15 protein-coding genes are annotated in these 13631 nt (G+C 31.5%); 8 read left to right on the forward strand and 7 right to left on the reverse strand.

Annotation, left to right across the window (positions count from 1 at the left end; translation table 11 throughout):
* Window positions 1–162: 162 nt before the first annotated feature.
* Window positions 163–1443 carry an FAD-dependent oxidoreductase gene (locus tag ACFWV9_RS10380; RefSeq protein ID WP_411895145.1) on the reverse strand — a complete coding sequence of 427 codons (1281 nt, stop codon included), beginning with the start codon at window positions 1441–1443 and terminating at the stop codon, window positions 163–165.
* Between the two features lie 7 nt (window positions 1444–1450).
* Complete coding sequence (locus ACFWV9_RS10385) at window positions 1451–1945, reverse strand: DUF4251 domain-containing protein (protein ID WP_411895146.1); 495 nt, start codon at window positions 1943–1945, stop codon at window positions 1451–1453.
* Between the two features lie 149 nt (window positions 1946–2094).
* On the opposite strand from ACFWV9_RS10385, the gene ACFWV9_RS10390 reads away from it, so the two are divergent.
* From ACFWV9_RS10390 to ACFWV9_RS10400, 3 genes are all read left to right on the forward strand, one after another.
* Window positions 2095–2388: a DUF3817 domain-containing protein gene (locus tag ACFWV9_RS10390; RefSeq protein ID WP_411895147.1), complete on the forward strand. Its 294-nt coding sequence runs from the start codon at window positions 2095–2097 to the stop codon at window positions 2386–2388.
* The gene (locus ACFWV9_RS10395; protein ID WP_411895148.1) at window positions 2375–3619 is read left to right on the forward strand and encodes a mechanosensitive ion channel family protein; all 1245 of its coding nucleotides are present in this window, start codon (window positions 2375–2377) and stop codon (window positions 3617–3619) included. The genes ACFWV9_RS10390 and ACFWV9_RS10395 overlap by 14 nt, the downstream gene beginning before the upstream one ends.
* Before the next feature lie 117 nt (window positions 3620–3736).
* A complete protein-coding gene (locus ACFWV9_RS10400) occupies window positions 3737–4153 on the forward strand; it encodes a glyoxalase (RefSeq protein WP_411895149.1) in 417 nt (138 codons plus the stop codon).
* On the opposite strand, the gene ACFWV9_RS10405 is transcribed toward ACFWV9_RS10400, so the two are convergent.
* Window positions 4150–4827: a DUF2461 domain-containing protein gene (locus ACFWV9_RS10405; RefSeq protein WP_411895150.1), complete on the reverse strand. Its 678-nt coding sequence runs from the start codon at window positions 4825–4827 to the stop codon at window positions 4150–4152. The two genes, ACFWV9_RS10400 and ACFWV9_RS10405, sit on opposite strands and share 4 nt — an antisense overlap.
* A gap of 187 nt (window positions 4828–5014) precedes the next feature.
* Here ACFWV9_RS10405 and ACFWV9_RS10410 point away from each other — a divergent pair, with 187 nt between their 5' ends.
* From ACFWV9_RS10410 to ACFWV9_RS10420, 3 genes are all read left to right on the forward strand, one after another.
* Window positions 5015–5236 carry a hypothetical protein gene (locus tag ACFWV9_RS10410; protein ID WP_411895151.1) on the forward strand — a complete coding sequence of 74 codons (222 nt, stop codon included), beginning with the start codon at window positions 5015–5017 and terminating at the stop codon, window positions 5234–5236.
* A gap of 146 nt (window positions 5237–5382) precedes the next feature.
* A complete protein-coding gene (locus ACFWV9_RS10415; RefSeq protein ID WP_411895152.1) occupies window positions 5383–5802 on the forward strand; it encodes a hypothetical protein in 420 nt (139 codons plus the stop codon).
* 93 nt (window positions 5803–5895) lie between these two features.
* On the forward strand, window positions 5896–7623 hold the full coding sequence (locus tag ACFWV9_RS10420) for a sodium:solute symporter family protein (protein WP_411895153.1): 1728 nt from the start codon (window positions 5896–5898) through the stop codon (window positions 7621–7623).
* Here ACFWV9_RS10420 and ACFWV9_RS10425 read toward each other — a convergent pair.
* Together ACFWV9_RS10425 and ACFWV9_RS10430 are read right to left on the reverse strand one after the other, a co-directional pair.
* Entirely contained in the window at window positions 7620–8405 is a 786-nt protein-coding gene (locus ACFWV9_RS10425; RefSeq protein WP_411895154.1) for a tRNA pseudouridine synthase A, read from the reverse strand. The genes ACFWV9_RS10420 and ACFWV9_RS10425 overlap by 4 nt on opposite strands.
* A gap of 40 nt (window positions 8406–8445) precedes the next feature.
* Window positions 8446–8994: a DUF4251 domain-containing protein gene (locus tag ACFWV9_RS10430; RefSeq protein WP_411895155.1), complete on the reverse strand. Its 549-nt coding sequence runs from the start codon at window positions 8992–8994 to the stop codon at window positions 8446–8448.
* Between the two features lie 233 nt (window positions 8995–9227).
* Between ACFWV9_RS10430 and ACFWV9_RS10435 the strand changes: the two genes are divergently transcribed.
* Window positions 9228–10064 (forward strand): T9SS type A sorting domain-containing protein, encoded by an 837-nt coding sequence (locus ACFWV9_RS10435; RefSeq protein ID WP_411895156.1) that lies wholly within the window; start codon window positions 9228–9230, stop codon window positions 10062–10064.
* Window positions 10065–10135: 71 nt separating this feature from the next.
* Here ACFWV9_RS10435 and ACFWV9_RS10440 read toward each other — a convergent pair whose 3' ends face one another.
* Both ACFWV9_RS10440 and ACFWV9_RS10445 read right to left on the reverse strand, forming a co-directional pair.
* Window positions 10136–10516 (reverse strand): hypothetical protein, encoded by a 381-nt coding sequence (locus ACFWV9_RS10440; protein ID WP_411895157.1) that lies wholly within the window; start codon window positions 10514–10516, stop codon window positions 10136–10138.
* Between the two features lie 11 nt (window positions 10517–10527).
* Window positions 10528–12648 (reverse strand): elongation factor G, encoded by a 2121-nt coding sequence (locus tag ACFWV9_RS10445; RefSeq protein WP_411895158.1) that lies wholly within the window; start codon window positions 12646–12648, stop codon window positions 10528–10530.
* A gap of 115 nt (window positions 12649–12763) precedes the next feature.
* Here ACFWV9_RS10445 and ACFWV9_RS10450 point away from each other — a divergent pair, with 115 nt between their 5' ends.
* A complete protein-coding gene (locus tag ACFWV9_RS10450; protein ID WP_411895159.1) occupies window positions 12764–13588 on the forward strand; it encodes a DUF1853 family protein in 825 nt (274 codons plus the stop codon).
* Window positions 13589–13631 lie beyond the last annotated feature (43 nt).

Genomic DNA, 13631 nt, shown 5'->3' on the forward strand with positions numbered 1-13631 from the left:
GTTTTAAATTAATATTTTACTCGCTTAAGAAAATACCAATTACAAATACAGGTCAATTAATTTAACAGTGCATCTTAAAATACCGAAAAATAACTTGGAAATATGTTACTCGTGAGGTGTACCTTCAATAAACTTATTGTAAAGGTACAGTTTCTTTTAGAATTAAATATACTCCGAGGACAAGTTTTCAACAACAAGTCCGTCCTCTAGGCTCATTATAAGGCCTTGAGCTGCGCGTTCGCCTGAGAGCATTGCTGCATTCAATGAGCCGTTTAATAAATAGTCACCTGCTAAATAGATACTTGATTTTAGCTGTGTTTCAGTTGGTGAAATCTCATACTTTAATTGGTCTAAGTCTGGCAATGCTTGCTTAATATGATAGCACTTTATACATTTTGAAACTTGAATATTGCAAAATGATTTTAAATCATGCGCTACTCTTTCAATTAACTGCTTCTGATCTAAGCTATGGTCTTTAACCACTGTAACTGAGAGTAATTCTTTTTTCCCTTTTGTTATTGTACCAATGCTATTATGATAGAATATGTTATTTATAAGAGCATCCTCATCTGCAATTAGTCCTATTAAAGGTTTTTCAATGGAACGTTCATCGACTTCAAAATACAAGTTATAGCAAGATTTCCATTGAAATTCTCGATCATTCAAATTTGATATAAATTGATTAGGAGAGGTGGCGATAATTGTAAAGTGAGTTGGTAGTTCTTCACCATTATCTAAAACTATCTTATCATCATTTACAGATTTAACACTAGTATTAAACCTAAATTCGGTGCTTTTCAAATTATTTTTAATTTGATTAGGTATTGCTCCTATTCCGGCTTTTGGCAAAGTTGCTGAGCCTTCACCAAACATTTTATAAACAAACTCAAACATGACGCTTGACGTCTTTAATTCTGATTCTAAAAAAATGCCTGAAAAGAACGGTTTAAAAAAGCCCTTAATAATCTTGTTAGAGAAACCATAATCTTTTAAATAGTTTAAAGTGGTCTTAGATTTTGACTGAAATATTTTATTAATAGATTTCTTTTTTAACTGTCTGTTTAATTTTAAAATTTTTAGTTTATCACCTATAGTACCTATTGATGCTGACAATGTTGGAAACAACAAACTTAAGTTCCGCAACGGATCACCAATGGTTTGGATTTTGTTACCAAAATAAATTGACGCTCCTGGTAAGAATTTCTGAAGATTTAAATCATTATAATCTAAATGTTCTTTTGCTTTTGGATAGGCATCTAATAGAACTTGAAAACCATGGTCTAATTGATACCCATTTACAATATCCGTTTTTACCCTACCTCCTACGCTATCAGTAGCATCTATAATGATTGGCCTATATCCATTTTCTTCCAACGTCTTTGCTGCAATTAAACCACTAATACCAGCACCAATAATGTGAATTATATATTCCTCTCTTTCCATTTACGCATTAAATTCTTAAGATATTACCAATATATTCTAATTCATTTTCCTGGAGTTCTGAATTAACTTCTAAAAATGTCTTTCCGTTAGGCATTGCTTTTATTGTAAAATGATACTTGGCACCTTCTATTTGGGTATCAAATACTATGATGATAGTTTGAAATTCATCATCCAATTGTATTTTATAATTTTTTATTCTTTTGCCTTTAAATGTTATGGCACTAGCATTTGAAGATACCATTGGCAATAATTGTCCACTAATTTTATTATTGTTTACAACTAATTTACTAGCATTTTTCTCACGCTGAGATCCATTAAAAACCATGTAAGAATGAAACTCAAAAGAGTTACTAGTAAAAATAGATTCAGATCTTTTATAAGTACTTTCAAAAGAGCTATTATTGGCACTATAAGTTTGGGCAGTTAATCCTGATAACGAAAAAACTAGAATTATAAAAACTAATGAAATTGAGCTGTCTATTAAATTAAATAGGTTCTTCATGGGTAATTCGATATTGTTTAAAATTCAGTTTTAATTTATATTTTGATAAAGATAATTAATAGAATTCTAGTATTAATATTTTTTCTTAAAAGCTGTTAAAATCATAATTTTAAAAATAATTCTCGTGTATTTTTGTACAAAATATTCTAATGACAAAACTGACACTACTATTCAGAATTACCGCAGTACTAGAAGGTCTATCCTATATAATTTTATTATTTATTGCTGTACCCATTAAGTATCTTTTTGAGGACCCACAATATGTAAAAATGTTAGGAATGCCACATGGTTTGTTTTTTATGGCTTACATTGTACTTGCAGTAATGGTTGGTGCAGATTTAAAATGGAATAATAAAACTTTGTTTATAGTTCTTATAGCCTCAATAATTCCTTTCGGAACATTTTATATAGACAAAAAATATTTGAGAAATGAACACGCTTAGTATTAGACACTACATATATGATTTGCTAATTGAAAAGGGGTTTTCTGAAACTGCAGCGCAATACTTAAACATGATTTGTTTATTAGTAGCTTTATTAATACTTGCCTTTATTGTCGATTTCATATCCAAACGATTACTTTGGCGATTTTCCTCAGGAATTGCAAAGCGAACAAAGACCAATTTTGATGATATTCTTATAAGTAATAAGCTTCCTAGAAATATTGCTCATATAATTCCTCTTATCATTCTAATTGAGTTTGTCCCTCAGGTTTTTACCGATTTTGAATTTGCTGAGGATATAATAGAAAAGACCTTAAAAGTAATAGCTGTATTGCTTACACTTCGGATAATAAGAAGTTTTTTAAATTCGGTAAAAGATTACTTAAAAACACTACCAAAATATAAAGACAAGCCTATTGATAGTTACATACAGGTCTTTATGATTTTTGCTTGGATTTTAGGTGTTTTCGGAATCTTTTCTATTCTAACTGGTATTACATTTTTGAAATTCGCCTTTACACTTGGTACTGCCTCTGCTGTAATTCTATTAATTTTTAAAGATACTATACTCGGTTTTGTAGCTAGTATACAAGTCTCCATAAATGATATGGTACGTATTGGTGACTGGATTACATTTGAGAAATATGGTGCAGATGGAGATGTAGTAGAAATAAATCTAGCAACCGTTAAGGTTCAAAATTGGGATAAAACAATAACGACAATTCCAACTTATGCGCTAATCTCTGATTCTTTTAAAAATTGGCGTGGTATGATGGCTTCAGGTGGAAGACGAATTAAACGCTCGGTCATTATTAAAACGTCAACTATTAAATTCTTAACTGCTAATGATATTGAAAAACTAAAGAAGATTGAGCTGGTTTCACAATACCTTACAAATGCCTCAAATATTATCTCTACACATAATACAGAGCATAATATTGATAAGTCAGTATTAATAAACGGACGTAACCTTACTAATTTTGGTGTATTCAGAAAATATCTTCAAACCTATATTGAAAACCATTCTGCCATTAATAAAGACATGACTTTAATGGTACGTCAATTAGAACCAACACCTCAGGGTATTCCTATGGAAGTTTATGCATTTAGTGCAGACATTAGGTGGAAGAATTATGAATTTATTATGGGCGATATTTTTGACCACATTTTGGCATCTGTTACTTACTTTGATTTGGAGATTTATGAATTAAGTGTAGCCAATTCCGATTAATTATTATGATTAAAATTTGATATTGTTAATAACACCGTTAACAAGATATTCTTGCTTCAAATTTATACTTAAGGTTAATAATTAAATTTAATTCCAAATTAATCTTAACTAATTCCCATGGACAATAGAACAAAGGACCTACTCGCCTCAAGACCTATTATTGCATCTGCTAAAATTTACGACACCATGAGTGCTGACGAGAAGTTTCAGAACCAAACACTCAGACCAATAATTAAAATGCAACACGAATTACTTATGGTTGTATTTAAAAATTATATTTCAAAACGTAAAAATGTCTTTTACGAGTTGTCATTACAAAAGCAACTAGACTATATAGAAAATGCTATACACAAAGACATGAAATTTAGAAATTCTATCAAGGGAATGATCATAGGTCAATTTACTGTTGATGAATATGGCACTTATATGTTAAATTCATCTGCCTTAAATAAAAGAATGATGAATATTGTAAAAAGTCGTCTTATTAACAGTATTCAATTATTTATAAAGCCTGATGTATTGAAGGCAGTCTAAAGCAAAGATTCGCCGTTTAAATTTGTGGTTAAAACGTCACTCATGTAATCAAAATATAGTCTTATTTTTTTGAAGGCATCATTGACATCGTCTAGAAAACCATCAGATATAACTTCTTTATCCGTATATTTTTTAGTAAAAATGAATTGTTTTTTCCTTATTAAATCAATTGCTGGATGCTCTTTGTCAAATCCTTTTGGCGCCGTCTTTAATTCGTCACCAACAAATTCTCCCCAAGTATTTTTAAAAGATTTATTTGCAAGTATCTCTCGCATTTCACTATCGTCCATCTCAAATTCTTTTCTTATTCTAAAAAGGTCATCTTTATTTGGTTCCCAAAAACCTGTTGCGATAAACGATTCATTATTTGGTTGAATATGCAAATAGTAACCACCTCTTAATTCCGGTTTTTTTCTATGAAACGAACCGCCAAAATGTGTTTTGTAAGGCAGTTTATTTTTAGAAAACCTTACATCTCTATAGATTCTGAAAATCTTAACCTTATCTATTTGGTCATGACCATTCATAAGTTCTCCAAGATAATTGTAAGCTTCTTTGACTTTTGATTCAATAGCCTTAAATTCTGGTTTATTATCATTAAACCAATCTCTGTTATTGTTTTTTGACAACTTTTTTAAAAATGGAAGTGTTTCCTTAGGGATTGTATTAGTCATTATATTTTCTATTTATATAAAAATACCAAAAGCCTTTTAAATTAAGTAATTAGTTAACTGAGAATTAACTAATGATGTGTTGGATTATATGATCCCTTTTGCTCAAAACTTAAATGTTAAAAAATAAACTTGCGAGATGAAATAATTTTTACTATTATGCAGTACTTTTAAAATTCACATTATATTTATGGGTAGACCAGCAACAAGACCAACTAAATTAAAAGATGGTTTTTACATTGAAATTAGAAACAAAGGCTCAAGATCAGGTGTTAAACTTTACAGTGGAACCAAATTACAAATGCATCGTGCTATAAAGATGTACGAGCGTTCAAAAGAGGTTATCATTTTAGGAGAATCTGTGAATGGTAAATTTGTAGATAAAGAGCCAAAACTACATGTTGTAGAATAACAAAATCAATATTTAAATAAAAGGGTGAGAGTTAAAACTTTCACCCTTTTTTAGTTTAGGCAACTAAGTTTTTATAGTGCTTTAAATGATTTTTTATAAATTGTATCTGTTAAAACTAACTATTTACTAATTAAATCAACAACATTATGACATCAACAACACAAAAACCACCAGTATGGTTTTGGATTATAAGTGTATTAGCTTTGGTCTGGAATGCAATGGGTGTAATGGCTTATTTAGGAAGAGCATTTGCAACAGATGAAATGATTGCGGCCCTGCCAGAAGAACAACAAGCAGAATTTCTTGTAGAATACCCAGCATGGTATACCGCAGCATTTGCATTGGCAGTATTCTGTGGTGCACTAGGCGCTCTTTTTTTATTGATTAGAAAAAAGTGGGCAATTTCATTATTTGTTATTTCAGCTATTTGTGCAATAATTCAACATATTTATCTATTTATGAATGTTGAAGACATGAGCTTGGTTATGCCTATAATGGTAATTGCTGTTTGTATAATACTAGTTTGGTTTGCTAAACATGCATCGTCTAAAGGCTGGATAAGATAAAGAATAACCAACCAATTAATAAAAGGTATTAGTTCATTTAACTAATACCTTTTTTTAGTTATAAAACATTAGATTTGGCTATAAATTTAAAATATGAAGCTAAACACAATTGATTGGGTAATAATCATTTTCTTTTTAAGCTTGTTTGCATTCATCGGAGTTTATGTTTCCAAGCGTGCAGGTAAAAACACAAAAGAGTTTTTCCTTTCAGGTAGAAACATGCCTTGGTGGTTATTAGGTGTGAGCATGGTTGCTACTACTTTTGCAGCAGATACTCCTGGACTTGTTACTGAACTGGTTAGAAATGATGGTGTCTCCGGTAATTGGGTTTGGTGGGCACTATTACTAACAGGAATGCTTACCGTATTTTTTTATGCGAAACTATGGCGGCGAAGTGGTATTACAACTGACCTTGAGTTTTACGAAATAAGATATACTGGCAAAAGTGCGGCGTTTTTAAGAGGCTTTAGAGCCATTTATCTAGGTGTAGTTTTTAACATCATTACTATGGCAGGAGTTTGTCTGGCTGGTGCGAAAATTGCAAATATTTTACTTGGTTTATCTCAGGAACAGACACTTATTTATTCTTCAATCATTGTAGTTTTTTATGCTTCGCTAGGCGGACTCAAAGGTGTTTTAATCACAGATTTTGTACAGTTTATTATTGCCATGGTAGGTAGTGTTTGGGCAACTATTTATATAGTCGGATTACCAGAGATTGATGGACTATCAGCACTTTTGACACACGAAAGTGTAAGAACAAAATTGAATTTTTTCCCTGATTTTAATAATACTGAAGCTCTAATAACACTTTTAATTATTCCTTTAGCTGTTCAATGGTGGAGCACTTGGTATCCAGGTGCTGAGCCAGGTGGAGGTGGATATATAGCTCAACGAATGTTAGCTGCAAAAGATGAAAAGCATGCTACCTGGGCAACCCTATTCTTCAATTTCGCTCATTATGCAATACGACCTTGGCCATGGATTATTGTTGGACTTGCTTCCTTAGTAATTTTTCCAGATCTAAATTCAATTTCAAATGCCTTTCCAGGGCTAAATGCGGAAATGCAAGGAGATGATGTTGCATATGCTGCGATGATGACATATTTACCAGCTGGCCTTATAGGTATAGTTATGACATCATTAATTGCAGCATTCATGAGTACTATATCTACTCAGTTAAATTGGGGAAGTTCTTATGTAGTTAATGATTTTTATAGTAGGTTTATTAATAAGGAAGCATCTGAAAAACAAAAGGTTCGAATTGGTAGGCTTTCTACGGTGGTGTTAATGATTTTTGCGGCTTGGTTTTCGTTTTATTTACAATCAGCCAAGGATGTTTTTAATCTGCTGTTACAAATAGGCGCAGGTACAGGTTTACTGTTTATTTTGAGATGGTTTTGGCATCGTGTTAATCCTTACAGCGAAATTGCAGCAATGGTAATTTCATTCGCAATTGCCTTATTCTTTTTTATCAATGGCAAGCTAGATACACCAATGATAGAGTTAGCTTCTCACTGGCAGTTGGTTACAGGTGTAGTGATTACGACCATAGGATGGATAATCGTAACACTTTTAACTAAACCAACCGTCTCAGACACAATTAATCAATTCGATAGTTTGGTATATGCAGGAAAGCCTAAGTATGAAGGATTCGGGTTGAAAATTGTTGCATTTATTGTTGGTACACTAGGCGTTTATGCTACGTTATTCAGTATAGGAAGTTTTATTTATGGTAATACAACAAAGGGCTTAGTATTACTTCTATTAGGCATTATATCTTGCGTAATAATTGTAAAAATTATTCAACGAACTGATTAATCAAAATCAAGAGAGTGGAGAATTAAACCAGAAGCTGGTGCAATATAATCCATTACTTCTTTACTATTTGGCTGAAGCGTAGATTCAATATAATCTAATGTCACTTCTCCCCTTCCTAACTTAATAAGGCATCCAAACATTAACCTAATTTGATTTCTCATAAAGCCTTTGCCACGTATTTTAAAAACGTAGGTTGATTGAGGAAAGAAACTAGCCGTATAAATATCATTTTCAATAATTTCAGATTTTTTAATGGTTCTAGTATATTCTCCTTTATCAGTAGCACGATAACAATAGGGTTTGAAGTTATGTGTACCTTCAAATAACTTAGCACCCTTTTTCATTAATTCTACATCTAATGGCTCTAGTATAGTAGAGAGAATTGGTGCACAGAATGGATGGTTTTTGGTGCCTTCAGAAAAAACATAATGATATTCTTTTATTTTGGAATCTTGAATAATATTGAATTTTTCATCAACTTGTTTAATTGACAAAGCGCGTAAGTCCTGTGGCAGATTGTGGTTAAAAATTCCAAGAAAAGAATCAAAATCTTCTATTGGTTTGTCATATAGAAACAATTCTATGGCGGCTTCATTAGCAGAAACCATTGCATCTGTTCTGCCAGCACCTAGGGTTTTAAATCTTTGTTCGCCTAAAATATACTTCAGTGTTCTATCAATCATTAGATGAACTGTTTTTACATCTGGTTGTTTCTGCCATCCATGAAACCGATAACCTAAATACTGTATATTAATGAGGTAATAAAAGCGCTTAGTAAACATTTGTGCAAGAACGCCAATTTGAAGAAACTATACAAGAATTCTATTCTTCTAATGGTACTATGACACCAGTGTATCTTATCGCTGTACGATTAGATCCGTAAATAATTAGATTGCTTTTATAATTATTAAATACAACCATTCTTATTCTAAATTGTTCAACTGGATTATTTGCATCAAATTGCACAATAGTTTTATCACCCTTTCCCTTTTCTTCAATTTTATAATCACTAAAAGGTCCTGAAAAGATTATACTATTATCCGCAATATCATTGTAGCCAACATTTCGCATTTCTCCAAAGTAAGAAAGGTTGCCTTCGGTTAATTCACCTTTTAACATTAAAAAATCACCATTTCCGGATAGATTAATTTGACCTCCCATATTTTGGGAGCCTCTCATTAAAGCATTCGTGGCAAGAATTACATCATTAGATTGCAAAGGATAAGCAAAATTGGCTTGAAACTTAAATGTTCTCGCATTAACAATAGCCCTAATTTCATCAATATTATTTGAAGTCACTTCATTCTTTGAGCTACCACAACTCAAAATTACAGTAGAAACTAACAACAATATTATTATTCGTGTTTTCACAATTCTTCATTTAAGTACTTCAACTAAAGATACACAATATTACAGTTTATTGATCTCAAATAATTGTTAATATTACCGTCAATTTATAGACGCATTACGCTTTATCGAAGTATAATACACTAATATTCTGTTATTTACTGATTATCGTTTATAATGCTGTTTTGTCGAATTCATTAATGTGCATTATTATTTATTAATACCTTTAAAATGCTATTAATCCATATTCTATTAAAATGTATTCCCTCAAATCAAAAGGCTCTTCTCTAATAAGGTTTAATTCTTATTTGAATTTAGCGTCTGTTAGAAATTTTATAATCGTTTTTCTCTTTTTATCATTACTAAGTTTTAAAACAAATGATTTAAACAAGTCAACAAGTTCTCATATTGGCCTTGTTAAACTACAAATTGATGATGGTACAAATGACTTTAGAACGGACATCTATTTTAACACTAATGCATCCTTAGGTTTGGATCCTGGTTACGATGCCTCCTTATTTGGTGGTGTTGCACCTAATTTTTCGGTTTATTCTTTACTTGTTGAAGATAATACTGGTATGCCATTAGGAATACAAGCACTTGGTGAAAACGATATGAACGGAACTATAGTACCAATAGGAATCCATGCATTACAAGGAGATTTAATTTCAGTACAGATTACTGAAAATACAATTTCACCTTCAGTAAATATTTATCTTGAAGACACTGTAGCTGGAACATTGACATTACTAAATTCTAACAATTATGAGTTCACAGCCCAAGAGAATATTTCTGGAACAGGTAGATTCTTTTTAAGATTTGGTGCTGATGTATTAAGTACAAATCAGCAACCATTAGATGAACTTAAAATATATTCTGATTTTAAATTTGAAAGAATTGTACTAAATGGTCAATTAGATAACAATACCACCTTGAATCTTTATGATATCAATGGCAGAATTGTATTTACCAAAAGACTCGATGTCTCAAGTACAATGAATACAATAAATGTTTCAGGTATGTCTACAGGTGTCTATATTTTAGAACTCAATGATAATATACAAAGACGTACTCAAAAACTTATTCTAAATTAAACAGACAAAAAATAAAAGCCACAGATTATTTTAATCTGTGGCTTTTTCAATTTAGTTAGTGAGCAAAACCTCTATAGTACTTCTAAAAAGTAATCCATCATCTCTTCTTTAAGATCATAATGTAATTTAATATAGGTACGCATATCTTCTCTTAATGTCCGTTGTTCGTTTTGTAAACGGCCATCAATATTTTCATTAAAATTAACATTATTGATATTTGCTATTTTATTACGACATCTATGAAGTAACTTGGATATCGCATCTTTTTCTATCATTAAACGGTTTTGAAAAACTTCAAGTTTCACCATCACCATTGGGTCTTTATCGCGTTGAACGATTTCTTCTAATTTTTCTTCAAATGTGTCCATTTCATTAAAATGAAATCTAAGTTCTCGCTTCCATGTTTCTATATTAAACTTTAAATCGCTTAAATACATTATTTTACTTTGCATATCACTTGTATTTAGGTGGTTATTAATTCGTGTTGTTTTATTAATTCTTTTTGAATATGATTAGGTACAGCATTATATCCTAAAAATTTTGAAGAATATGTTGCTCTACCTTGTGTTACAGATCTCAGTTGACTTGAAAAATCAGTTAATTCTGCAGAAGGAATAGTACATTTCAAAATTTGATAATGTGCTTCTGTTTCAATGCCTTGTATAACAGCTCTCCTACTCTGCAATTCAGTCATAACGTTACCAACCATTTGCTCTGGTACTCTTAACTCCATTTGCTCAATTGGTTCAAGAAGTTTCGGATTTGCGTTTAAAAAAGCATCCTTAAAGGCATGTGATCCTGCAATTTTAAAAGAGATGTCGTTAGAATCTACAGCATGCATTTTACCATCATATACCATTACTCTCACATCTCTTATATAAGATTTTGTAAGAGGACCAGATTCCATAACCTCTAAAATACCTTTCATAATTGAAGGTAAATAGCGTTGGTCAATAACTCCACCAACAATACAGTTATAAAATACTAATTTGCCATCCCACGGAAGATCTACCTCTTCCTTACCTCTAAGTGAAAACCCTTCTGGCTCTGGCATTCCTTCATAATAAGGTTCTATCTTAAGATGCACTTGCCCAAATTGACCTGATCCTCCACTCTGCTTTTTATGTCTGTAATTAGCAGTTGCGCTTCTTTGAATTGTTTCTCTATATGAGATTTTTGGTGATTCAAACCTTGGCTTAACGTCATAAATATTTTCTAAGAGCCAGTTTAAAGTTGATAAGTGCAATTCACCCTGAGTACCTACTAATGTTTGGTGCGTTTCACTGTTATAGCTCAAATCAACTGTTAAATCTTGACTATGAATCCTTTTAAGAGCATCACTTAATTTTTCCTCTTCAGCAGTGTTTTCTGCAAATACAGCCTTAACTAATCTTGGTTGAGGAAACTTTATTGGCTTTATAGTACCTGCTTCAGCACTAGTAGCTAAAGTATCATTAGTTTCAGTATACTTTAATTTAGTCGTTGCTCCTATGTCACCAACAGTTAATTTCTCTACTGAATGTTTTTGTTTACCATCCATTATATAGAGTTGGTTTAAAGTTTCAGATTCACCAGTTCTAGTATTATATAATTTGTCATTTGCCTTAACTTCACCAGACATAACCTTGAAGAAAGTTATCTGTCCCAAATTGGGTTGATAAATATTTTTAAATACAAAAAGTGATGTATCTCCATTTAATTCTGGTTTAATCAATTCTCCTTCTATTGTTTGTTCAGGTTTTAAATCTGCTGCGGCAGGAGCCACATTATCAATAAAGCCCATTAATCTGCCAGTACCCATGTCTTTTAAAGCAGAAACACAAAATACAGGAAAGAAGTCATGATTAAGCATTCCCAGCTTAATACCTTTTCTAAGTTCCTCTTCATTAAGTGTGCCCTTATCAAAATAAAGTTCCATTAGTTCTTCATCATTCTCAGCGGCTTTTTCAACCAATTCATTATGAAGCATATTAGCATACTCTAGCTGATCTTCAGGTATAGGTAATTTTTCAGGTTTACCTCCTTCAGATCCAAATTTGTAACATTTCATTTTTAGAACATCTATGATGCATTGGGCTCCATCTAATTTTATAGGATATTGAATTAATATTGCATTCTTACCAACAAGTTCTTTTAGGCTATTAAAACTCATTTCAAAATTTGCCTTTTCACTATCAATCTTATTAATTACAAAAAGCGTCGGTTTATGGTATTTGTCTACATAATTCCAGATGATCTCAGTTCCGATATCGGCACCATGTTTTGCATTGATAACGGTGACTATGGTATCTGCAACGCGAATAGAGGACATGATTTCACCAATGAAATCGTCTAATCCAGGAGTGTCAATTATATTGATTTTATAATTACGCCATTCTGTATGCAAAGGGGTAGCAAAAACAGAAGCACCGCGCTGGTGCTCAAATTCATGGTAATCCGATATGGTATTTTGTTGCTCTACAGTACCTCGTCTGTTTATTAGACCAGCCTCGAAGAGCATGGTTTCAGATAATGTGGTTTTGCCGGCACGATGTGTACCAACAAAAGCCACATTTTTAATGTGCTTGTTATCGAATACTTTCATATGTTTAGTGATTTTTGAATGTTAGAAATCCTTTTAAATTGCATCAATAAAGTTACTTTTACTTTAGTTTTTAAAACATGACATAAGTTAGGTTTTAAATTTTTTTGCACAATTAATGATGACTCATCCCAATACTGAGATTATACAGGAAATGTTCAAAGGATTTCAAGGCACACCCTTGCTTTGGAAGGGTAAAAAGGTGTACGGAATGGAGCAATTTTTGCCTGAACAGACAAACAACACCTTTTCTAAAGATAAAGAATATAATTTAATTCGTCTAGGGAAATGGGTTGAAAAATTTGTGACGTTTCAATTAAGAAATCAATCTTGTGTGAATATCGTTTCTGAAAACCTTCAAATTAAAAAAGCGAAGGAAACCATTGGTGAATTAGATCTACTGTTTCTAATAGATGAGCAACCTTTTCATTTAGAGATAATTTATAAATTTTACTTATTTGCGCCCAAAACTAAAGTTGAAAACCCCCTGAGTCATTGGATAGGACCAAATAGAAAAGATAATTTAGTTTACAAATTAAATAAACTAAATGACAAGCAATTTCCCCTGCTCTATAAAACCGAAACAAAGTCAGCAATTAAGGAATTTAACTTTGATATTGAAAACATAAAGCAAGTGACATGCTTTAAAGCGCAACTCTTTAAACCATATTATGGAGAAGAACTACCTATTCATCCATTAAATGAAAAGTGCATTGTTGGTGATTATATTAACTATGAGTTAATTGACAGCTTAAAGGAATACAAATTTTATATTCCAACTAAACTAGAATGGTTGTGTAAACCAAAATTAAATGTAAACTGGATTCATTTTGAAGAAGCAGAAGCTATATTAAAGAACTCTATAATTGAAAATAGATCTCCCCTTTGTTGGTTAAAATCAGAAAATAATATTTTGAAAAAGGTCTTTATAACTTGGTGGTAACAAAAAACCACATCAATTTAAATGTGGTTTTAACTATATTAAA

This window comes from Winogradskyella sp. A2 (assembly GCF_046762865.1).
Classification (GTDB): domain Bacteria; phylum Bacteroidota; class Bacteroidia; order Flavobacteriales; family Flavobacteriaceae; genus Winogradskyella.

Coding starts and splice junctions, on each gene's coding strand:
- ACFWV9_RS10380 (WP_411895145.1), bottom strand. CDS start 1,443: ATGGAAAGAGAGGAATATATAATTCACATTATTGGTGCTGGTATTAGT.
- ACFWV9_RS10385 (WP_411895146.1), bottom strand. CDS start 1,945: ATGAAGAACCTATTTAATTTAATAGACAGCTCAATTTCATTAGTTTTT.
- ACFWV9_RS10390 (WP_411895147.1), top strand. CDS start 2,095: ATGACAAAACTGACACTACTATTCAGAATTACCGCAGTACTAGAAGGT.
- ACFWV9_RS10395 (WP_411895148.1), top strand. CDS start 2,375: ATGAACACGCTTAGTATTAGACACTACATATATGATTTGCTAATTGAA.
- ACFWV9_RS10400 (WP_411895149.1), top strand. CDS start 3,737: ATGGACAATAGAACAAAGGACCTACTCGCCTCAAGACCTATTATTGCA.
- ACFWV9_RS10405 (WP_411895150.1), bottom strand. CDS start 4,827: ATGACTAATACAATCCCTAAGGAAACACTTCCATTTTTAAAAAAGTTG.
- ACFWV9_RS10410 (WP_411895151.1), top strand. CDS start 5,015: ATGGGTAGACCAGCAACAAGACCAACTAAATTAAAAGATGGTTTTTAC.
- ACFWV9_RS10415 (WP_411895152.1), top strand. CDS start 5,383: ATGACATCAACAACACAAAAACCACCAGTATGGTTTTGGATTATAAGT.
- ACFWV9_RS10420 (WP_411895153.1), top strand. CDS start 5,896: ATGAAGCTAAACACAATTGATTGGGTAATAATCATTTTCTTTTTAAGC.
- ACFWV9_RS10425 (WP_411895154.1), bottom strand. CDS start 8,405: ATGTTTACTAAGCGCTTTTATTACCTCATTAATATACAGTATTTAGGT.
- ACFWV9_RS10435 (WP_411895156.1), top strand. CDS start 9,228: ATGTATTCCCTCAAATCAAAAGGCTCTTCTCTAATAAGGTTTAATTCT.
- ACFWV9_RS10440 (WP_411895157.1), bottom strand. CDS start 10,516: ATGCAAAGTAAAATAATGTATTTAAGCGATTTAAAGTTTAATATAGAA.
- ACFWV9_RS10445 (WP_411895158.1), bottom strand. CDS start 12,648: ATGAAAGTATTCGATAACAAGCACATTAAAAATGTGGCTTTTGTTGGT.
- ACFWV9_RS10450 (WP_411895159.1), top strand. CDS start 12,764: ATGATGACTCATCCCAATACTGAGATTATACAGGAAATGTTCAAAGGA.